This is a genomic window from Pseudomonas sp. MD330_10 (assembly GCF_042610415.1).
Lineage (GTDB): Bacteria > Pseudomonadota > Gammaproteobacteria > Pseudomonadales > Pseudomonadaceae > Aquipseudomonas > Aquipseudomonas rhodesiae.
Map to the genome: position 1 here is coordinate 117,842 of NZ_JBHGZU010000003.1, position 20,568 is coordinate 138,409.

Below are 20,568 nucleotides of genomic sequence, written 5' to 3' on the forward strand. Positions count from 1 at the left end.
TGCTGAGCCTGAATTCCCATGTGTGAATTTAACTGGCCTGCGCCATCACTCTGGCGTTGATTTGACTGGCAGGTGTGAATGTGACGTCAAAACCTACCTCTGCATTCAAGAAGTTACGAAAAGCTTCGAATTGCTCATCGCCGAGCCGGTGAGCATTTGCCGACCCCACTTTTTCCACTTTTCCAGATTTCCCCGCAAGGTAAAGATCCAGTGTCAGTTGATTGTTGTGTAAAAGGGTGAGTTCGCCATTATCTGCCTTATGGATGTAAGCGGAGTGGGCGATCTCTCCTTTGCTCACACCGTTTCGATTGACAAAAGTGACAACCCCGGACTCAGTGATGTCGGCGGCATTGAGGGTATTTTTAAGGGTGTCGGGGCTGACCGCCATAAGTCGGTAATAGAGTGGTTTAACGGGGTTAGACGTCTGACTCAGAAGAGTCTGGAACGTTTTCTCAGTTATTTTTTTATCTGCCTGCGCGACACGCAGGGCGACTGAGTGACAGACCGTGCTTTCTGTTTTTTTGTCTAAACTTTTATACAAATGATCGATATTTTTTTTAAGCTCGTCAGTTCCAAGAACTTTGGGCTGAAAATTGTCGAGCGGCAACCCGTAAGCTTGCTGCGTACGAGGGTCTAACGCATGCCAGTTCCCCGTCGTTTCATCAAGTTTGGCGATTACACTGATGTCGTCGATACCATTGGCTGCTTTCAACGTGCCCTGGGCAATCCCGGGCTTTAACGTCTGTGCAAGGGTGTCGGCCTTGCTGAGCCCTGTGTATAGCCGCTTCAACCCACCACCTGCGGCAACGGCACCGCGTTGGGCCAAGCGAGCCGCATCACCCAGCGCGCCCAATGGATTAAGACTTCCAATGGCGGCTCTACCTACGATTTTCACCGCGCGCGCGGCCTTTTCAGCCCAGGACGCACCGGTTTGCAGGACTTTGGCGCTCTTAGCCGCCGCACCGAGCGCCAGAGAGAAGCCAAAGACATCAAACACAAGATCCTGCGCGCCGGCTTCAATCTTGCCCTTTTGAAAGTTGCTAATCGCCGATCTCAAGGGAATGAGGTTGAGCATCGCCTCTCGGCCTTTCTTATAGAAAGGAACTTCACTCTCAAATGTTGTAAGGCCGGTGGCTTCTTTTTCGAATTTTTCAATATTCGCGTCGTCCACAAACGCTTGCGCAATGTAGCGCGTTCGTTCGCTGCTGAAGTTGTCCGGTATATGGTCGGCGTGCGGTTTACTGTCGGCGATATCGGGTGCGTGTGTGCCGGTCGGTTTTATTTCTACTAACCTTGTATGGGGCTCGGTTGCCCTAGGCGGATAGTAGCCAGGCTCACTGCCAATAGCCGTTTGGGAAATACTGCCGCGCTTCATATCGATTTCATATGTACGAGTTTTACCATTACGCCGAGTGCGAATCAGAAGATTGTTATTTTTTCGTTCCTTGGTTTTTTGCGCTCGACCAACAAGGTTGCCGTAGAAGTTGTACTGGTTTTCATAATAAAGTTCATCTGCGCGCATCACAGTGATGGCGCCGAACTCGAAATCCTTGCGCACTTCCAACGGCTGCGTCGATATCAAGTGTTTTACTTGGCTGGCCACGGCTTGCTTCATGCCTTTAAAGTAATTTGGAAGCTCCTCCTTAAAGGCTTTATTGACGTCTTTTAATTGTCCAGCCTGTACTTGGATAGGTCGTATCGATACGTTGCTATCGGACGAGTGCCAATCGAAACCGGGCGGGTTGAGAAGGCGACCCTCCAAATACAGATCAACCACTGAGTAGGGGCCGGGATACTCCCGCTGTTCAGGGAATGACGAGATGCACTTCTTTTCAAACGGTATTTTGTCGCCATATACGCGTTTCAACTCTTGAAGAGCCATCTCCTTGCGCGAGGGCATTGGCGTGGCTTGCGCCTGGGAGGCTGCGCTCAGCTCTCTGACCCGTGCATCATAGGCCGCGCGGACGGTCGTCATCTGCGTCTCAGTGTAAGTATCTTCTGGGTTTCGCGGGATGATTCCGTTGGCGACGCCCCAGTCTTTAAGTGCGTCGGTCTGAGCGGAATACTCGGTAGCCTGGTCCGCAACACTGATAGGCGCGCGCTCCGCCCGCGCCATGATTTCGCCATATGTCAACGTGGAGGAGGCCCCAGGTCGCTCAGCTTCAATGCGGGCGACCGCCGTACTGAAACTCACCCACGAATGGGAGCCGTAGGTCACATTCGCGGGAATATCCCTGACCAGAAACTCAGGAGCCCGGCGCGCCATTAAGAGGTGGGCGGCAACGGGGGCCAGTTTGTGGCTCACACGCCCCGAGCCGGACAAGTGATATGCCAAGTTTTGCAAAATTTCCGAAGGGTGTTTGCCCCACTGTTTGGCGTCCGCCAGGTCAAACCCTGCAACCCGGGTGCGGCTGGGTTTTACGGTACTTTCAGGATCGAGGGTGGCGTGGATGGCGGCCAACGTCCAGTCATTGACGCTTGTGGGGGTCGACAGCCCGCCAAATTTATCTTGGAGGGCTTGGCTCAGGGCCTCGCCCTTGCGCGAGCCAATGATGTCTTCGATCACCTTGCGCGGATGACGCAGTTGTGATGTCGAGAAGTGCAGGTCCGTCGTTAGGTAGTCCAATACGCCCTTATTTGAGTCATACGCGTCCAGGCTGGACAGCCCAAGACTTTTATCCGTCAGCGAAGAAGTCAGGCGTGTGGGGCTGATGCCGCTCAATGGGATCGGCCAGTCCATTGCACCTCCGAAGTTTCCGTTGGACGGTTGCTTCGGTGCGTGACTGATCAATACGTCAATAAAATTAACAATCTCATCAGTGGTCTTGGGAATCGTCCAACCGTTATCAGTGATGAACTTTTCCAACGATACGGTAGTTCCCGAGTTGCCCGGCATTGACTTGGCGTATGCAGAGTCAGGGTTCACGCTGATCGTGGTGTTTTTCAGGGCATTTAGGATGTTTTGCTGCAATTGAGCTTTGGCCGCTTCTGGTGTCAATCTTCTTCGTTCATAAATCGACAGCTTCGTGCGGTACATCAAATCTTTATAGGTTTCACTGTTTTCGTCATTTTTCAAAATAACGGGCAGAAGTTCGCGCGCCAGTAGATACTTGTTTTGAGCATCGCCCAGCTTGGTTGCTTCGTTCTGCAGTCGTGTCGAATAGCTTTCAGATGCCAAATCGTTGGAGTCTTTGCCAGGGATCCAGCGCAAGGTTTTACTCTGTTCAAGTTCGGCGGCGCGCGTGTTGATTGACTCCATTGACCGCGTGCTATGAAGCTCGTTGTGAAAGTGTGCAACCACTTCAAAGGGCGCCGATGTGCTGTTGTGTGCAGATTCCAGGTTCAATGGCTTTCGTTCAGGGCTAAGCACCTCTGCGGCTCGCATGATCGGCCCCGTGACTTCTGCCCAGCTATGCCCCTGATCGGGGCCCGAGAACTTTTGCATCTTCCCGTTGACTGTAAAAGAGATCGAGTCACGGGCAGGGGAGATTTCCATAGGCTTTGACAGGTCAATGCCTTTTTCCAGGGCCCACTTGAGAAACGGCGGACTCTTCAACGCATTGTGCAAAACGGTCCACCACTGGCCGAAGGTCGATGTTTTCGGAATGTTATCGATATTCTCGGGAAAGCCGTCGTCCGTCGCCCCCGCTTTTAATGCTTTGGCAAACAGCAAAGCCAGCACACTGTTTCCATCATCCTGAGGCGTTGCTTCGGTGCCCGTGCGCTCATTTCGAATAAGGGGACTAGGTGCCGCAGGTGACGTTGGCGTGACGAGGGGAGAAACGAGAGGGAGTGAAAGGTTAAACGGTGTGGAATTATCAATCATCGCACGGCTCTTCAAGTAATTTCAGGGGCTACAGGGGAAGGGATTACCTCCCCCCATGTACCTCTTCGTACCCGCAAGGCGCTAAGCGATCCTACTTTCTGCCGAAACAATAGTGACTGGGTTTTTCCCAGCCTTACCAGAGCGTTGATACCTTCAGTCTGAGGGGGCGCAAATCATTTCCCGCACTTTTGCCGTCAACAAATCGAAGGTGAACGGCTTGGTGATCAACTGCATCCCCGGATCCAGGAACCCGCCGCGCACTGCGGCATGCTCGGCATAACCGGTGATGAACAGCACTTTGAGGTCCGGCCTGAGCTGCCTGCCGATTTCCGCCAATTGGCGACCGTTCATGCCTGGCAGCCCGACATCGCTGATCAGTAGGTCGATACGCTGATCGGATTGGATAATCGGCACGGCGGTGTGGCCGTCGCTGGCCTCGACGTACGCGTAGCCCAGCTCCTTGAGCACTGCGCTGACTAGCAAGCGCACCGCCGCATCGTCCTCGACGATCAGCACGGTTTCGCCGTCAGTGGCGTAGGGCAGCAGGGTAGGATTCAGCGTTTGCTGGGCGATCACTTCGCCGACAAAACGTGGCAGGAACAGGCTGACTGTGGTGCCTTTGCCGACTTCGCTATGGATGATCACATGGCCACGGGACTGACGGGCAAAGCCGTAGATCATCGACAGACCGAGCCCTGTGCCCTGGCCAATCGGCTTGGTGGTGAAAAACGGGTCGAACACGCGCCCCATAACGCTTTCGGGAATGCCGCAACCGGTGTCGCTGACACTCAACTCTACGTAGTCGCCCGGTGTGAGGGAGCCATAAGCGGCAGTGAACACGCTGTCGAGATGGCGGTTGGTGGTTTCCACGATAAGCCTGCCACCGTTGGGCATGGCATCCCGTGCATTGATCACCAGGTTGAGCAGGGCGCTTTCCAACTGATTGGGGTCGGCCTCCGCGGTCCACAATTGCTCGCTCAGACGCATGTCCAGACCGATGCTTTCATTGATGCTGCGTTGCAGCAGCTCACCCATGGACGTGACCAACTGGTTGATTTGCACCGGTTTGGAGTCGAGGGACTGGCGGCGAGAAAACGCCAGTAACCGGTGGGTGAGGCCGGCGGCGCGGTTGGCGGAGGTGACGCCCAGGTCGATCAGGCTGTCCAGATCGTCCAGCTTGCCACGGGCCACACGCCTTCGCAGCAGCTCCAGGCTACCGATGATGCCGGTGAGCATGTTGTTGAAGTCATGGGCGATGCCGCCGGTCAATTGACCGACCGCTTCCATTTTCTGGGATTGGCGCAGCGCTTCTTCGTTGTTGCGCAGTTGAGCGGTACGCTCTTCGACCTGTTGTTCAAGGGTCTCCAGGGTGCGTTGCAAGCGCAGCTCGCTTTCGCCGAGGTCGATCAAGCGGTCCCGCGCTTCATATTGGCGGCGACGCCCGCGTAGGGCGGCGCTGACCAGGCTGATCAAAGTTACCGGGTGAAACGGTCGCTCAAGGAAGGTCACGTTGCCCAACAAGCCGCTGAGGTGGGATGAGCCGTTCTGCTCGCCGCCGCCGTGGTGGGTCAGCAGCACGATGGGCAGGTCCGACCAGGCGGGCTGCTGGTGCAGATGCTCCAGTAACGGCTCCAGGTCGACGCCGCGCAAAGCCTCGGCAGCGATGATCAACAGACCCGCGCCCTGTTCCAGGGCTTCGCACAGGGCCTTGAGGTTGCTGGCAATGACGCCGCTGTAGCCGGCCTCATTGAGCATCATCAGCGCCAAGGTGCCGTCGCGGCCCATGGGCGCCAGCACAATGGCACGCTCGGAGACGGGAGACAGGTCTGTCACTCTCCCTCTTCCTTCAATAACGGCGATCCGGCGCCCATGTAGGTGGGGATGCCGCGCAGCACGCCTTGGAAATTATCCAGTGGTTGGCCCACGGTCATGCCCTGGTTGCTGATGCGGTATTCGCGAATCGTCGATTCATGGGTGCCTGTGCGCTTCTTGATAATGGAGATGGCGCGACGGACCTTGCCCAGCGCTTCGAAATAACGCAGCAGAATCACAGTGTCGGCCAGGTAAGTGATGTCCACCGGCGCCTGCATGTCACCCACGAGGCCGTGCTGGGCCACCGTCATGAAGGTCGCCGCACCACGGCGGTTGAGGTACAGCAGCAGCTCGTGCATATGCAGGATCAGCGCGTTCTCTTCTGGCATGGCGGCCTGATAGCCGTTAATGCTGTCGATCACCACTGTTTTGATCCCGCGTTCGTCCACGCAGCGGCGCACACGGTGGGAGAACTCGCCGGGGGACAGTTCCGCGGCGTCTACCTGCTCGATCAGCAGGTTGCCGGTGGCTTGCAGGGCGGCGAGGTCGATGCCCATGTTTTTCATACGTTCGAACAGCAGGCCCAGTTCTTCATCGAAAATGAACAGCGCGGCTTTTTCCCCACGGGCCACGGCGGCGGCGGCGAAGATCATCGAGATCAGCGACTTACCGGTACCGGCCGGGCCGAGGATCAGGCTGCTGGAGCCGGTCTCTACGCCGCCGCCCATCAGCGCATCCAGTTCGCGAATGCCGCTGCTCAGGGTCTGGCGGATGTAGCCGCCACGATGCTCGGCCGCCACCAGGCGCGGGAACACATGGATGCCGTCACCCATGATGGTGAAATCGTGGAAGCCGCCGCGGTATTTCTGCCCACGGTACTTCACCACCCGAACGCGTCGGCGTTCAGCGCCGTAGTTGGGCGTCAGTTCTTCCAGACGAATAACGCCATGGGCCACGCTGTGCACGGTTTTGTCGAGGGATTCGGTGGTCAGGTCGTCCAGCAGCAAAACGGTGGCGTCGTAGCGCACGAAGTAATGCTTGATGGCGAGGATCTGTCGGCGATAGCGCAACGAGCTTTGCGCGAGCAGACGAATCTCGGACAGGCTGTCGACCACCACACGGGTCGGCTTCACGCGCTCGACCACTTCGAAAATCTGCCGGGTGGCTTCGCCCAGTTCCAGGTCTGAGGAATACAGCAGACTCTGCTGGTGTTCAGCGTTCAGCAGGCTTTCGGGCGGGGTCAGTTCGAAGATGTGGATATTGTCATCCAGGTCCCAGCCGTGGGACTTGGCACCCTGGCGCAGTTCGCGCTCGGTTTCGGACAGGGTGATGTACAACGATGTTTCACCGTTTTTCGCGCCGGCCTGCAGGAAATGCAGGGCTACGGTAGTTTTGCCGGTCCCCGGCTCACCTTCGAGCAGGAACAAATGGCTGCGGGACAAACCACCGGAAAGAATGTCATCAAGACCTTCGATGCCAGTGGCCGCTTTTTCGGTTAACAGCGCTTTAGATGTAGACAAGAAGTGCCCTCAGGTCACAAGCGAGGAGAGGTGCACGCCCGTTCGGGCGCGCCATATGCACTTGACCGTTGGCTATTGCGGGGGTTCAACGTTTTAGCCGGGTTCGTGCGCGGCGTCGCTTTTTTCCAATTTGTTGTAGACGCCTACAGCCCTTGTTGCAGCGCGGGATCGTCGGGGTTCTGTTGTTCGAGCTGGGCGAGCAGCACCTGCACATTCTGCAATTGGCCGCTTTCTTTCCAGTAGTTGATCAACAGCACCCGCGCCTTGCGGTTGGCCGGGTGGCGCTGGACGATTTCTTCCAGCTGACGTTGGGCGGCTTCGAGTTCCTGTTGGGCGTGCAGGGTGGTGGCCAGGTCGTAGCGGTAATCCTGATTGTCCGGCTCCAACTCTACCGCTTTGGAAAGACCGAGCAGCGCGTAGGTCCGCTCACCGTGGTGCAGCAGCCACAAGCCCAGAGCATGTTGCAGGTAAGCCGATTCGGGATGCGCCGCCAATTGCCGGGCCAGCAGTTGCCGCGACTCGTCGGTTTTGCCTTGTTTATCCAACAGCTCGATTTGCGCGACCACCGCCGGCAAGTTGTCCGGTTGCAGGCGAGTGGCCTGTTCCAGCGCGTTCTTAGCCTCGGGCAGCAGCGCACTGTGAATGTACAAGCGTGCCAGTTGAATCCAGCCTTCGGCAGTTTCGGGCTGGGACTTGAGGTGTTTGACGTACTCGTCCAGCACCTGTTGCAACGGGCCGAAGTACAGGCCCAGGGTATCTGGCGACAAGCCCAGCAGGGCATTGGCCGCGGCAAAACGCACGGGTTGCTCTGGGTCGTCGAGGACCGGGCCGAGCAACAGTGTGCGCTGGCCGGTAGGCACCAGGCCGACGATGCTGCGGATCGCCGCCTCGCGCACCAGGGGCGACGGGTCGGCCAAGTCTTTATCCGCCAGCTTCAAGGCTTGAGGGCTGGGGTAGTTAGGTAATTCCGCGTGCAGGGCGGCGCGGCGTTCGGGCGACAGGTCCGGCCGCGCCAATTGCTGATACAGCACGCGCGCCGCGCCCGGTTCGCCATTGTGCGCCTGCTTCAATGCTTTGGAGTAACCATGGGCAATCGCGGGCGGCACCGCCACCGGCGTGCTGCGAGTGAAATACCAAGTGATGAGTACGATAAACAACAGGGCGCACAGGCCCACGAGGGCGTAGCGGCGTGACTTTGGCATGCAGGTGTCCGAAAGCGTAAGCAGTTCGTTGAGAGGCGCAAGCTTCGACCAGACCACGGCAGGTGTCAAACCCGCATCAGGTGAGCACGTACTCCACCGGCTCCAACGCCGGCGGCAGTTGCGTCGCCCCTAGAGCGGCCAGGACCTCACGCTCCAGGGTGCGCAGGATGGCGTTGCAGGGCAGGTCGTTTTCGTCGAAGCCGAAGGGGTCTTCCAGGTCGTCGCCAATCTCATCAAGGCCGAAGAAGGTGTAGCTGACGATGGCAGTGAACACCGGGGTCAGCCAGCCCAAGGGTTCGGCCATGGCGAACGGCAGCAGGATGCAGAACAGGTAGATGGTGCGGTGCAGCAGCAAGGTGTAAGGGAAGGGCAGTGGGGTGTGCTTGATACGTTCGCACGCGGCCTGTACCTGGCTCAGGCTGACCAGGCGTGTTTCCCATTGGGTGTAGCGCCATTCGCTGATTGCACCTTGTCCGGCCAGCTCGCTGAAGCGCGCGCCCAATTGCTGCAGGACCTGATCGGGCAGGTTCGGATGGTCGGCCTGCACTTTCGCCCAAGGCTGGATGGCAAGGGCTTCGTCTTCATGGCGCAGACGCGCGATCAAGCCGTGAGAGAAGCCACAAACGGCGCGCAACAGGCTTGCGCGCTCGGACGTATCGGTCAGCGCCTGGGTCTGTCGGATCAGCGAGCGCACCTCAATGATCATTTGCCCCAATTGCTTGCGGCCTTCCCACCAGCGGTCATAGCAGGCGTTGTTGCGAAAGCTCATAAAGATCGACAACGACAGCCCAAGCAAGGTGAAGGGCGTGGCGTTGACCTTGGAGAAGTACGCCGGGTGCAGCGTTTCCACCAATACGATCACCGACGCCAGCAGCGTCACCAGCAGGCTGCGCAAGGCAATGCGCTTGGCAATCGAGCCTTTGAGGGAAAACAGGATGCCCAGCAGGTTGGGCTTGGGACGCACGATCATCAGGCGGGAACTTCTTCGGTGGCGCAGGCCATCAGGTTAGAAGCTGCCGGGCGCGGCGTCCAATCGCCAGGGCCAACCGGATGATCGGCGGGGTCTATGACCAATAAAGGCTTGGCCAAACCAGTCAGCCAAGTTGAAGGCTTTGACCATTGCTGCCGCAACGCTCTGGAGCGACTATTTCGCAGGTTCTTGTCCTGAAAAACGTCCTGAAAATAACAATACGCAAGGATTTGAAGCGATGCGCGATTACTTGGCCGCCACTACCGAATTCGATTACCAACACACCGTCGACGCCACCCTGGCCGGCAGCTTGCTGGGCCTCAATGCCTGCGTTGAATGTTGCGACCGCTATGCGCTGCCGGGGCGTATTGCGCTGTTCTGGGAAGGCAAGGACGGGCGCAGCGCCACCGTGACCTTTACCGAGTTGCAGGACCAGGCGGCCCGCTTCGCCAATTTCCTGGTGGCCCAGGGTGTGGGGCGTGGCGACAAAGTCGCCGGCCTGCTGCCGCGCACGGCGGAATTGCTGGTGGTGGTACTGGCCACTTGGCGCATCGGTGCGGTGTATCAACCGTTGTTCACGGCGTTCGGGCCCAAAGCCATCGAACACCGCTTGAACAGCTCCGGCGCGGCGCTGGTGGTCACCGACGCCGTGAATCGGCCCAAGCTTGTCGAGGTGCAGGATTGCCCCACTGTCGTGACGGTCGCCGGCCCCAAGGGCGAAGGCATCGTGCGCGGCGACTTCAGTTTCTGGGCCGAACTGCCCAAGCATTCCAACCTGTGCGAACCGGTGCTGCTGGACGGCGAGGAACCGTTCCTGCTGATGTTCACCTCGGGCACCACCGGCCCCTCCAAAGCGCTGTCGGTGCCGCTCAAGGCTATCGTTGCGTTCCAGAGCTACACCCGAGACGCCGTGGACCTGCGCCCCGAAGACGCGTTCTGGAACGTCGCTGACCCGGGCTGGGCCTATGGCATCTATTTCGGCGTCACCGGGCCGCTGTCCATGGGCCAACCGATTACCTTCTACGACGGCCCATTCACCCTGGAGAGTACCTGCCGGGTGATCAATAAGTACGGGATCACCAACCTGACCGGTTCACCCACCGCTTATCGTTTGCTGATTGCCGGCGGCAGTCAGTTCGCCCAGTCGATCAAGGGCAAATTGCGTATTGTCAGCAGCGCCGGCGAGCCGCTGAACCCCGAAGTGATCCGCTGGTTCGCCGACAACCTGGGGGTGACCATTCACGACCATTACGGCCAGACCGAATTGGGCATGGTGCTGTGCAATCACCATGGCCTGGACCATCCGGTGCATGTCGGCGCGGCCGGCTTCGCTTCGCCGGGGCACCGCATCGTGGTGTTGGATGAGGCCTACCAGGAATTGCCCGCCGGCCAGCCCGGCATCCTGGCCATCGACCGCGAGCAGTCGCCGATGTGCTGGTTTGCCGGCTATGAAGGGGTGAAAACCAAGGCTTTCGTCGGCAAGTACTACCTTAGCGGCGACACCGTGGAATTGAACCCGGACGGCAGCATCAGTTTTGTCGGGCGCAGTGACGATGTGATCACCACTTCCGGCTACCGCGTAGGCCCCTTCGACGTGGAAAGCGCCCTGGTCGAACACCCAGCGGTGATCGAAGCGGCGGTGGTCGGCAAGCCTGACCCGGAGCGCACCGAGCTGGTCAAGGCGTTTGTAGTGATCAACGAGCAATACCGCGCCACGCCCGAACTGGCCGAAGAACTGCGCCTGCATGTGCGTCAGCGTCTGGCGGCCCATGCCTACCCTCGGGAAATCGAATTTGTCAGCGACTTGCCCAAGACTCCAAGCGGCAAGTTGCAGCGTTTTATCTTGCGTAATCAGGAAATCGCCAAAGCTCAAGCAGCGGTGGCTTGATCCCTTTCTAAGGACACAATGATGCAGATTGAAAACAAGGTATTCCTGGTCAGCGGCGGTGCTTCTGGCCTCGGTGCGGCCACCGCTGAGATGTTGGTCGCCGCCGGTGCCAAGGTGATGCTGGTGGATTTGAACGCCGACGCTGTGGCGGCCAAAGCCCAGCAACTGGGCGACAACGCCCGCAGTGCCGTGGCCGATATCAGCCAGGAGGCGGCGGCCGAAGCGGCGGTACAGGCCACTGTCGCGGCATTTGGCGGGCTGCACGGGTTGGTCAACTGCGCCGGTGTGGTGCGTGGCGAGAAGATCCTCGGCAAGAACGGCCCCCATGGCCTGGCCAGTTTTGCCCAGGTCATCAACGTCAATCTGATCGGCAGCTTCAACCTGTTGCGTTTGGCGGCGGCGGCCATCGCCGAAACCGAGGCCAACGCCGAGGGCGAGCGCGGCGTGATCATCAACACGGCTTCGGTGGCCGCGTTCGACGGGCAGATCGGCCAGGCCGCGTACGCCGCGTCCAAAGGCGCGATTGCCAGCCTCACACTGCCTGCCGCCCGTGAACTGGCGCGGTTCGGCATCCGCGTGATGACCATCGCTCCCGGCATCTTCGAAACCCCCATGATGGCGGGCATGACCCCCGAGGTGCGCGAGTCCCTGGCCGCCGGCGTGCCATTTCCGCCGCGTCTGGGCAAACCCGCCGAATACGCCGCGCTGGTACGACACATTATTGAAAACAGCATGCTCAACGGCGAGGTGATCCGTCTCGACGGCGCCTTGCGCATGGCGGCCAAGTAAGGAGGACCACCGATGAACGATCCGATTGTGATTGTCAGCGCTGCACGTACACCCATGGGCGGATTCCAGGGCGATCTTAAGGGCCTGACTGCGCCCCAGCTGGGGGCTGCGGCGATTCGCGCCGTGGTCGAACGCGCCGGCATCGCCGCCGATGCGGTGGATGAAGTGATGTTCGGCTGCGTGCTGCCCGCCGGTCTCGGCCAGGCCCCGGCTCGCCAGGCGGCGCTGGGTGCCGGGCTGGACAAAGGCACCCGCTGCACCACTCTCAACAAGATGTGCGGCTCGGGCATGCAAGCCACCATCCAGGCCCATGACGCGCTGGTGGCTGGCAGCGTCGACGTGGCGATTGCCGGCGGCATGGAAAGCATGTCCAACGCGCCGTACCTGTTGGACCGCGCCCGTAGCGGTTACCGCATGGGCCATGGGCGTGTGCTCGACCATATGTTCCTCGACGGTCTGGAAGATGCCTACGACAAGGGCCGCCTGATGGGCACCTTCGCCGAAGAGTGCGCCCTGCATAACGGCTTTACCCGCGAAGCCCAGGACGCGTTCGCCATCGCCTCCCTGACGCGTGCTCAGGAGGCCATCAGCCACGGGCACTTCGCCGCGGAAATCGTGCCGTTGCAGGTCACCGTGGGTAAGGAGCAGAAAACCATCCTGCATGACGAGCAACCGCCCAAGGCCAAACTGGACAAGATCGCTCAGTTGAAACCGGCGTTCCGCGAAGGCGGCACGGTGACGGCGGCCAACTCCAGCTCCATCTCTGACGGCGCGGCGGCATTGCTGCTGATGCGCGAGTCCGAAGCCCTCAAGCGTGGCCTCAAGCCGTTGGCGGTGATCCACGGGCATGCAGCCTTTGCCGACGAGCCTGGGCTGTTCCCGGTAGCGCCAGTGGGGGCGATTCGCAAGCTGATGAGCAAGACCGGCTGGAATCTGGACGAGGTCGATCTGTTCGAGATCAACGAAGCCTTTGCCGTGGTGACCCTGGTAACCATGAGCAAGCTGCAGATCCCACATGCCAAGGTCAACGTACATGGCGGTGCCTGTGCCCTGGGCCACCCCATCGGCGCGTCCGGCGCGCGCATCCTGGTAACGCTGCTCGCGGCCCTGCGCCACAAAGGCCTCAAACGCGGCGTGGCCGCTATCTGTATCGGCGGTGGCGAAGCCACGGCCATGGCCGTCGAATGCCTGTATTAAGGACTGCTCCCCATGCTGCCCAATGAAGAACAGCTGCAAATCAGCGACGCGGCCCGGCAATTTGCCCAGGAACGCCTCAAACCCTTCGCCGCCGAGTGGGACCGCGAGCACCGCTTTCCCAAAGAAGCCATCGGCGAGATGGCCGAACTGGGCTTTTTCGGCATGTTGGTGCCGGAACAGTGGGGCGGTTGCGACACCGGTTACCTGGCCTACGCCATGGCCCTGGAGGAAATCGCCGCCGGCGACGGCGCCTGTTCCACCATCATGAGCGTGCACAACTCCGTGGGCTGCGTGCCGATCCTCAAGTTCGGCAATGATCAGCAAAAGGCTCAATTCCTCACGCCCCTGGCCAGCGGCGCCATGCTTGGCGCGTTCGCCTTGACCGAGCCCCAGGCCGGCTCGGATGCCAGCAGCCTGAAAACCCGCGCGCGGCTGGAGGGCGATCATTACGTGCTCAACGGCTGCAAACAGTTCATCACCTCCGGGCAGAACGCCGGGGTGGTGATTGTGTTTGCGGTCACCGACCCCGCCGCAGGCAAGCGTGGCATCAGCGCGTTTATCGTGCCGACGGACTCCCCGGGTTACAGCGTGGCGCGGGTCGAGGATAAGCTCGGCCAGCATGCCTCCGACACCTGCCAGATCCTGTTCGAAGACGTGAAGGTGCCGCTGGCCAACAGGCTGGGGGAGGAGGGCGAAGGCTACAAGATCGCCCTGGCCAACCTTGAGGGCGGCCGCGTGGGTATCGCCGCGCAATCGGTCGGCATGGCCCGCGCCGCGTTCGAAGCCGCCCGCGACTATGCCCGCGAACGCCAAAGCTTCGGCAAAGCGCTGATCGAGCACCAGGCCGTGGCGTTTCGTCTGGCGGACATGGCCACCCAGATCGCCGTCGCGCGGCAGATGGTGCATTACGCCGCCGCGCTGCGGGACAGCGGCAAGCCGGCGCTGGTCGAAGCCTCGATGGCGAAATTGTTTGCCTCGGAAATGGCCGAAAAAGTCTGCTCGGCCGCCTTGCAAACCCTCGGCGGTTACGGTTACCTGAACGACTTTCCCCTGGAGCGCATCTACCGCGATGTGCGGGTTTGCCAGATCTACGAAGGCACCAGCGATATTCAACGCATGGTCATCTCACGCAATCTCTAAGGAGCCGATACATGAGTTACGAGACTATTTTGCTTGAGGTTCAGGGCCGAGTCGGCCTGATCACCTTGAACCGTCCCCAGGCGCTGAACGCGCTGAACGCACAATTGGTAAGCGAGTTGAATCAGGCCCTGGATGGCCTGGAAGCTAACCCGGAAATCGGCTGCATCGTGCTGACCGGTTCGAAAAAAGCCTTCGCCGCCGGCGCCGATATCAAGGAAATGGCCGAGCTGACCTACCCGCAGATCTATATGGACGACCTATTCAGCGACAGCGACCGTGTGGCCAACCGGCGCAAGCCGATCATTGCCGCCGTTAACGGCTTCGCCCTGGGTGGCGGTTGCGAGCTGGCGCTGATGTGCGACTTTATCCTGGCCGGTGACGGAGCCAAGTTCGGTCAGCCGGAAATCAACCTGGGCGTACTGCCCGGCATGGGCGGCACTCAGCGCCTGACCCGCGCGGTGGGTAAGGCCAAGGCCATGGAAATGTGCTTGACCGGGCGCTTTATCGACGCGGTGGAAGCCGAGCGCTGCGGCATCGTTGCCCGTATCGTGCCGGCCGACGAATTACTGGATGAGGCCTTGAAGGTCGCCACACTGATTGCCGGCAAATCGGTGCCCATCAGCATGATGGTCAAGGAAAGCGTGAACCGTGCATTCGAAGTCAGCCTGTCCGAGGGCGTGCGCTTTGAGCGTCGGGTATTCCACGCGGCCTTTGCGACCCAGGATCAGAAGGAAGGTATGGCGGCCTTTGTGGCCAAACGCGCGCCGGAATTCAAGGACCAGTAAACATGTGGGAGGAGGCTCTTGCCCCCGATAGCGGTGGATCAGTCAGCAGTTACTGAGGCTGAGACACTGTGATCGGGGGCAAGCCCCCTCCCACATACGGCATTTAGAGCGGGTAGTTTTTCAGTTCGCGGGCGATGACCATCCGTTGAATTTCACTGGTCCCTTCATAAATCTGCGTGATCCGCGCATCCCGGTAGTAGCGCTCCACCGGGTAATCCTCCAGGTAACCGTACCCGCCATGAATCTGCATGGCCTGGGAACAGACCTTTTCGGCCATTTCCGAGGCGAACAGCTTGGCTTGGGACGCTTCCGACAGGCAGGGCTTGCCGGCGCTACGCAGGCGCGCAGCGTGCAGGATCAACAAACGCGCGGCATTGAGGCGGGTCTGCATGTCCGCCAGCAGATTGGCCACGCTTTGGTGCTCGATGATTGCCTTGTCGAATTGCACGCGGTCGCGGGCGTAAGTCAGTGCTGCTTCGAACGCTGCGCGGGCGATGCCCAGGGCCTGGGCGGCGATGCCGATACGGCCACCTTCCAGATTGGACAGGGCGATGGCCAGGCCTTTGCCGCGTTCGCCCAGCAGGTTGGCTTCAGGCACGCTGCAGTGGTTGAGGGTCACGGCGCAGGTGTCCGAGGCGCGAATGCCCATTTTGTGTTCGGTGCGGTCCACCACGAAGCCAGGGGTGTCGGTGGGCACCAGGAATGCGGAGATGCCTTTTTTGCCCAACGTCGGGTCGGTTACCGCAAACACGATGGCTAACTTAGCGCGCTTGCCGTTGCTGACAAATTGCTTGGCGCCATTGATCACCCATTGCCCATCACGCAACTCGGCACGGGTGCGCAGGTTGTGCGCCTCCGAGCCGGCCTGGGGTTCGGTCAGGCAAAAGCAGCCAATCGCCTGGCCGCTGGCAAGGTCCGCCAGCCAGGTTTGCTTCTGCTGTTCGCTGCCGTAGTTGAGGATCGGCCCGCAACCCACTGAGTTGTGGATACTCATCAGCGCGCCCGTGGCACCGTCGCCGGCGGAAATCTCTTCCACCGCCAGGGCGTAGGCTACGTAATCGACGTAGGTGCCGCCCCATTCTTCGGGCACCACCATACCGAGCAGGCCCAGTTCGCCCATCTTCGCCACCAGGCCATCGTCGATCCAGCCGGCCTTTTCCCACGCCTGGGCATGGGGAGCGATTTCGCCACGGGCAAAGTCGCGCGCCATATCGCGGATCATCACTTGTTCTTCAGTGTATTCAATGTCTTGCATAAGTTATTTCGCAACCTGCTCGAAGTCGTGGAAGAAGCTCTCGACGTGCGCAGCGTCGAGCGCCTGCAGCGTCGGAGGGTTCCAGCGTGGGGATTTATCCTTATCGATGATCAGGGCGCGCACGCCTTCGATCAGGTCGCCGCGCTCGAACCACTGGCGATCCAGGTGCAGCTCCAGTTCAAAGCACTGTTCCAGCGGCAAGCGCCGCCCACGACGCAGCATCTTCAAGGTGACCGCCATGGCCAGGGGCGAGCGGGTCTGCATCAGGTGCACCGTGTTCAGCGCCCACTCATGGCTGTTGGCGACGGTGACCTCCTGCAACTGTTCGACAATGCTTGGAACATCGGGCAGGGCGAAGAAATGGTCGATGGCCGGGCGCAAGGCCGCCAGCGGTGCATCCGGCAGGTGTTGTACCGCCAGCTTGGCCAGCAGACCTTGCAGGTCTTTGAGAGGCGTGTCATGCCATTGCAGGCGGTCGAGTTTCTGGTCCAGTTCGGCCAGTTTGGCGCTGTCCAGGTACCAATCCGCCAACCTGCAGTACAGCGCATCGGCCGCGCGGATCTGCACCCCGGTGACGCCAAGGTAAATCCCCAGCTCCCCGGGAATACGCGGCAGGAAATAGCTGCCACCCACGTCCGGGAAATAACCGATGGCCACTTCCGGCATGGCCAGGCGGCTGCGTTCGGTGACTACACGCAAGTCCGCGCCTTGCACCAGGCCCATGCCGCCGCCCAGGACAAAGCCGTCCATCAGCGCCAGTACCGGCTTGCGGTAATGGTGAATGGCCAGATCGAGTGCGTATTCTTCGACGAAAAAATCCTGGTGCAGGGTGTCGCCGCTGTTAAAGCTGTCGTAGAGGGAGCGGATATCGCCGCCGGCACAGAAGGCTTTGTCGCCAGCGCCGCGCAAAACCACGGCATGGATCGCCGGATCATCGGCCCAGGCCTGCAACTGCGCGGTCAGGCAACGCACCATATTAAGAGTCAGGGCGTTCAGGCCGGCGGGGCGGTTGAGGGTAAGGTGGCCGATATGATTACGGACCTCGGCCAGCACCTCGTCCTGAGGCGTCTCGGCACGGTTTGCTTCGGATGAAACCTGAGCAGTCATCTCTAACTCCCTGCTTTTATTGTTCTTTATCAAGAGGCCCGCGAACGGACCATCTCGCGATCGTACCAGTGCAAATTTGCCCCGTACAACCTTGAATCATGCAGGTCGTTTTTGCATTTATGCAGCAGGCAGTCAGGGCACGCGGCTGGCCAGGACTTCGCCGATGCTGCGGCGGCGCGCATGGGTTTCGGCGGCGTGGATCAACTGCTCAAGCTCCATGGGCGCCACGTCGTAGAACTGTTCCATCTCGGCCAGTGCCAGTTTCAGGTCGGCGGCGGTGACGGCGGGGTCCCGTGCGGCGTGGGGATTATTCAACATGACGGCGGGCGATTCGACGGCGCCTTTGGGGTACCGGGTGCGGGTGGCGTTGTTGTAAGCCAGCGCGCAAGCGAGCAGGGCGCCAGCGCCCATCAATACGGCGCCCAGCTCGGACCAGCCCAGGGCAGCAGACGCCGGGTCCGCCAGCACCAGGGTCATGGCCAGGCCACCGGCCGGCGGATGCAGGCAGCGCAGCCAGCACATCAGCACCACGGTCATTCCCGCCGCCAGGCATGCGCTGCCCAGGGTGCGCCCCAGCACCCGCGCCACCAGCAGTGCCACGATGCCAGCGCACAGGTAGCTGCCGACGATCGACCAGGGTTGCGCCAACGCACCGGACGACACCGCGAACAGCAACACCGCCGAGGCGCCCAACGGCCCGAGCAAGTGCAGCGCAACCTCCATGCCGAAGACTTGGCCGCACAGCCAGACACTGAACAGCGTGCCCAGCGCCATGCCGATGGCGGCGCGGCTCCATTCGGAAGGACGGGTATTGATAGCGGCAGGTAACCAGCGAGCGAGCATTGAACGGTTCCATAAAAACGGCGGGCAAAAAAAAGACTCGTCTGGTTGCCCGGAAAAGTCCTTGAACGTTCCTGCGATTGGGGGAGGAACCGGCGCAGTGTGCCGTGCAGCAAGATTCGGCGCCAATGCATATTAATGAGGGTTGAGTACAAAAAAAGTGGATTGAAGGGCATCAGCCAAAGGGAATGGAACAGATCACACTGGGTAATGGCGTGTTGATTTTGCCCAGCACGCGGTCATCGGCCTCCTCGTTGAATAAACGTCTGCGCAGGTTCTCTTGCAAGGCTGGCTCGCTGCCCAGTGGACCTTTGAGCGCGACCAGCGCATCACGCAGCTCCATCAAGCGATCCAAGGGCGGCATGGGCAGGTAGCCCACATGCACATTGTCACGAACATCGTCTGGCACGGCATTCTCCTCTCATGAAGTACCACGGTGGTGGCTGCGGCCCACAGCGTCCTTGTCGTTATCCTTGGCCTGTGGCGGTAAATGACTACCGCCACTGGCGATCGAGTTTACCGTTGGGTTTCAAGGGCATGAAAGTGAAATGACACCAGCCGTTACGTATAGCTGCGTAGGAGTTTTTACTCCGGGAGCATCGCCGCCGAGGCTTATTTCGGCGGCGATTTAGCCAGATACAGCAGCACATAAGGGTTGCGGTCGAATTCACCGGTGAGGGTCGGGGTGATGGAACGCCAGCGCGGCTCCTGCAACCCTTCATAATCCGCCTGGCTCATCACCAGCCAGGCAGGCCCTTGCAGCGGTGCCAGCTCCGAAGGCAATTGGGTAAACAGCGGCACCTGATCGCAATCGAGGTTGACCATGTACTTGATCGCCTTGGCGTCTTTGCCCAGGCCATGCAGCACCACCGGCGCGCGCGCTTGCATGACCTGTTCATGGACCTGCAGGGTGAAGGTGCGGGTGTCATATACACGGCGTTCCAACGGCTCGACCACCAGGATATAGGTGGCCCACACCGCGAGTACGGCGGCCATTGCCGGGCCGACGGGGCGCAGGCGCGCCTTGAACAGGCTCAATAGCGCCAGCGCCTGCAACGCTCCCAGCAACGCGAATATCGGCGCCAAATGGTTCAGTTGCTCAGGGTAACGTGGGCGCATCACCACCAACCCGACGATCAGCAGTGCGGGCAACGCGGTCCATATCGCCAGCATCAAGCCCCGCAACCAGGCGAACACGCGGCCTTGAATCGCGCTGAAAGGGTAGGCGGCGATGATGGCCGCCATGGGCAACATCGGCAGCAGGTAGCGCGCCTTTTTTGCTTGGGGAATCGACAGCCCCAGCATCACCAGCAACGCGGCGGCGGCACAATAGCCGACCAGCTTCAGGGCCGGCTCAGGCGTCTGTGGCCGGGCCACGCCGATGCCCAGCAACACCAACAGCGCCAGCGGGTAGGCCAGGGCGTAATTGCCCAGGGAACTGGTGAAGTAATACAGCACGCCACTGGAGCCTTCGCTGCCATCCATGCGCCCCAGGAACTGCATGCGGATCACGTCGTGCATGAAGTTCTCGCCACCACTGAGCTTGGCCAGCAGCAACAGCAGCCCCACGCAGGCCCCCAGCAACGCCAGGGCCAGCAGCCCGAAACTGAACAGCTGACGCCACTGGCGGTTGATCAGGTAGTAGCTGCACAGCACACCGGTAGGCACCACCAGGCCGATTGGCCCGCGCACGGCAAACCCCACGATCAATAACAGGTACAGCCAATGCAGGCGCTTGCCCGCGCCGAAATGATCGTGGGCATAACCCAGGTAAAACACTGCCAATGTGACGGCGGCGAGCATCTGATCCAGGGACACCGCGCGGGTTTCACTGATAAAGGTGCTGCTCAACAGCAACAGCGTAATGCTGAGCAGGCCCCAGCGCTGGGAGTAGGGCGCGGTCAGGCGATACACCAGCGTCACGATCAAGGCCGAGGCAATCGCTGTGGGCAGCCACGCGGTAAAACTGCTCACATGCCCCAGCGGCACCGACAGCAGCCAGGTGAGCAGCGTCGAAGTGGCCAGGTAATCGGCATAGGGCTGGCCGTAGGTGGTCGGGAAAAAGCTCGGCCCGTGGCGCAGCATTTCCTGGGCAAACACCACAAACCGCGAATCGAAGCCGATGATTGCCTGGTTCCAGTTCCCGGCAATGAACAGCAGCAACGCCAGCAGGCCCAAACCGAGGGACTGCCGACGAAGCGTGGGTGTGAGCAGCAGTGGTTGGGCTTTGTTCACGT

Annotated in this window: 15 protein-coding genes; 5 read left to right on the forward strand and 10 right to left on the reverse strand. The window is 60.3% G+C overall.

Going from position 1 to position 20,568, the window contains the following annotated elements; genetic code table 11:
* Positions 1 to 28: 28 nt before the first annotated feature.
* The 5 genes from ACFZPT_RS05970 to ACFZPT_RS05990 all read right to left on the reverse strand — a co-directional run bounded on the left by ACFZPT_RS05970 (position 29) and on the right by ACFZPT_RS05990 (position 9,330).
* Positions 29 to 3,826 (reverse strand): hypothetical protein, encoded by a 3,798-nt coding sequence (locus ACFZPT_RS05970; RefSeq protein ID WP_379555068.1) that lies wholly within the window; start codon positions 3,824 to 3,826, stop codon positions 29 to 31.
* Positions 3,827 to 3,979: 153 nt separating this feature from the next.
* A complete protein-coding gene (locus tag ACFZPT_RS05975; RefSeq protein ID WP_034097945.1) occupies positions 3,980 to 5,659 on the reverse strand; it encodes a response regulator in 1,680 nt (559 codons plus the stop codon).
* A complete protein-coding gene (locus ACFZPT_RS05980) occupies positions 5,656 to 7,158 on the reverse strand; it encodes an ATPase domain-containing protein (protein ID WP_034097943.1) in 1,503 nt (500 codons plus the stop codon). Before ACFZPT_RS05980 ends, ACFZPT_RS05975 begins: the two co-directional genes overlap by 4 nt.
* Before the next feature lie 143 nt (positions 7,159 to 7,301).
* Positions 7,302 to 8,360 carry a HEAT repeat domain-containing protein gene (locus tag ACFZPT_RS05985; protein WP_034113748.1) on the reverse strand — a complete coding sequence of 353 codons (1,059 nt, stop codon included), beginning with the start codon at positions 8,358 to 8,360 and terminating at the stop codon, positions 7,302 to 7,304.
* A 76-nt stretch (positions 8,361 to 8,436) separates the two neighbouring features.
* Positions 8,437 to 9,330: a bestrophin family protein gene (locus ACFZPT_RS05990; protein WP_034097939.1), complete on the reverse strand. Its 894-nt coding sequence runs from the start codon at positions 9,328 to 9,330 to the stop codon at positions 8,437 to 8,439.
* Positions 9,331 to 9,568: 238 nt separating this feature from the next.
* On the opposite strand from ACFZPT_RS05990, the gene ACFZPT_RS05995 reads away from it, so the two are divergent.
* The 5 genes from ACFZPT_RS05995 to ACFZPT_RS06015 are packed head-to-tail and all read left to right on the forward strand — an operon-like array spanning position 9,569 to position 15,129.
* A complete protein-coding gene (locus ACFZPT_RS05995; RefSeq protein ID WP_379555066.1) occupies positions 9,569 to 11,218 on the forward strand; it encodes an AMP-binding protein in 1,650 nt (549 codons plus the stop codon).
* A 21-nt stretch (positions 11,219 to 11,239) separates the two neighbouring features.
* Positions 11,240 to 12,007 (forward strand): SDR family NAD(P)-dependent oxidoreductase, encoded by a 768-nt coding sequence (locus ACFZPT_RS06000; RefSeq protein WP_034097934.1) that lies wholly within the window; start codon positions 11,240 to 11,242, stop codon positions 12,005 to 12,007.
* A gap of 12 nt (positions 12,008 to 12,019) precedes the next feature.
* The gene (locus ACFZPT_RS06005) at positions 12,020 to 13,204 is read left to right on the forward strand and encodes an acetyl-CoA C-acyltransferase (protein ID WP_034113744.1); all 1,185 of its coding nucleotides are present in this window, start codon (positions 12,020 to 12,022) and stop codon (positions 13,202 to 13,204) included.
* A 12-nt stretch (positions 13,205 to 13,216) separates the two neighbouring features.
* A complete protein-coding gene (locus ACFZPT_RS06010) occupies positions 13,217 to 14,344 on the forward strand; it encodes an acyl-CoA dehydrogenase (protein ID WP_034097930.1) in 1,128 nt (375 codons plus the stop codon).
* Positions 14,345 to 14,355: 11 nt separating this feature from the next.
* Entirely contained in the window at positions 14,356 to 15,129 is a 774-nt protein-coding gene (locus ACFZPT_RS06015) for an enoyl-CoA hydratase (protein WP_034097928.1), read from the forward strand.
* Positions 15,130 to 15,232: 103 nt separating this feature from the next.
* Here ACFZPT_RS06015 and ACFZPT_RS06020 read toward each other — a convergent pair whose 3' ends face one another.
* The 5 genes from ACFZPT_RS06020 to ACFZPT_RS06040 all read right to left on the reverse strand — a co-directional run bounded on the left by ACFZPT_RS06020 (position 15,233) and on the right by ACFZPT_RS06040 (position 20,566).
* Positions 15,233 to 16,384, reverse strand: a complete 1,152-nt coding sequence (locus tag ACFZPT_RS06020; protein WP_034097925.1) for an acyl-CoA dehydrogenase family protein — start codon at positions 16,382 to 16,384, stop codon at positions 15,233 to 15,235.
* 3 nt (positions 16,385 to 16,387) lie between these two features.
* A complete protein-coding gene (locus ACFZPT_RS06025) occupies positions 16,388 to 17,491 on the reverse strand; it encodes an enoyl-CoA hydratase/isomerase family protein (RefSeq protein WP_034113742.1) in 1,104 nt (367 codons plus the stop codon).
* 132 nt (positions 17,492 to 17,623) lie between these two features.
* Complete coding sequence (locus ACFZPT_RS06030; protein WP_034113740.1) at positions 17,624 to 18,334, reverse strand: HPP family protein; 711 nt, start codon at positions 18,332 to 18,334, stop codon at positions 17,624 to 17,626.
* A 172-nt stretch (positions 18,335 to 18,506) separates the two neighbouring features.
* Entirely contained in the window at positions 18,507 to 18,740 is a 234-nt protein-coding gene (locus ACFZPT_RS06035; protein WP_034113738.1) for a type VI secretion system contractile sheath small subunit, read from the reverse strand.
* A 203-nt stretch (positions 18,741 to 18,943) separates the two neighbouring features.
* Positions 18,944 to 20,566 (reverse strand): glycosyltransferase family 39 protein, encoded by a 1,623-nt coding sequence (locus ACFZPT_RS06040; protein ID WP_034113737.1) that lies wholly within the window; start codon positions 20,564 to 20,566, stop codon positions 18,944 to 18,946.
* Positions 20,567 to 20,568: the final 2 nt, after the last annotated feature.

Bases quoted from the DNA above. Each gene is read 5' to 3' on its own strand.
- ACFZPT_RS06005 (WP_034113744.1), top strand. From the start codon at position 12,020: ATGAACGATCCGATTGTGATTGTCAGCGCTGCACGTACACCCATGGGC.
- ACFZPT_RS05985 (WP_034113748.1), bottom strand. From the start codon at position 8,360: ATGCCAAAGTCACGCCGCTACGCCCTCGTGGGCCTGTGCGCCCTGTTG.
- ACFZPT_RS06020 (WP_034097925.1), bottom strand. From the start codon at position 16,384: ATGCAAGACATTGAATACACTGAAGAACAAGTGATGATCCGCGATATG.
- ACFZPT_RS06010 (WP_034097930.1), top strand. From the start codon at position 13,217: ATGCTGCCCAATGAAGAACAGCTGCAAATCAGCGACGCGGCCCGGCAA.
- ACFZPT_RS06015 (WP_034097928.1), top strand. From the start codon at position 14,356: ATGAGTTACGAGACTATTTTGCTTGAGGTTCAGGGCCGAGTCGGCCTG.
- ACFZPT_RS06000 (WP_034097934.1), top strand. From the start codon at position 11,240: ATGCAGATTGAAAACAAGGTATTCCTGGTCAGCGGCGGTGCTTCTGGC.
- ACFZPT_RS05970 (WP_379555068.1), bottom strand. From the start codon at position 3,826: ATGATTGATAATTCCACACCGTTTAACCTTTCACTCCCTCTCGTTTCT.
- ACFZPT_RS06030 (WP_034113740.1), bottom strand. From the start codon at position 18,334: ATGCTCGCTCGCTGGTTACCTGCCGCTATCAATACCCGTCCTTCCGAA.
- ACFZPT_RS05990 (WP_034097939.1), bottom strand. From the start codon at position 9,330: ATGATCGTGCGTCCCAAGCCCAACCTGCTGGGCATCCTGTTTTCCCTC.
- ACFZPT_RS05995 (WP_379555066.1), top strand. From the start codon at position 9,569: ATGCGCGATTACTTGGCCGCCACTACCGAATTCGATTACCAACACACC.
- ACFZPT_RS06025 (WP_034113742.1), bottom strand. From the start codon at position 17,491: ATGACTGCTCAGGTTTCATCCGAAGCAAACCGTGCCGAGACGCCTCAG.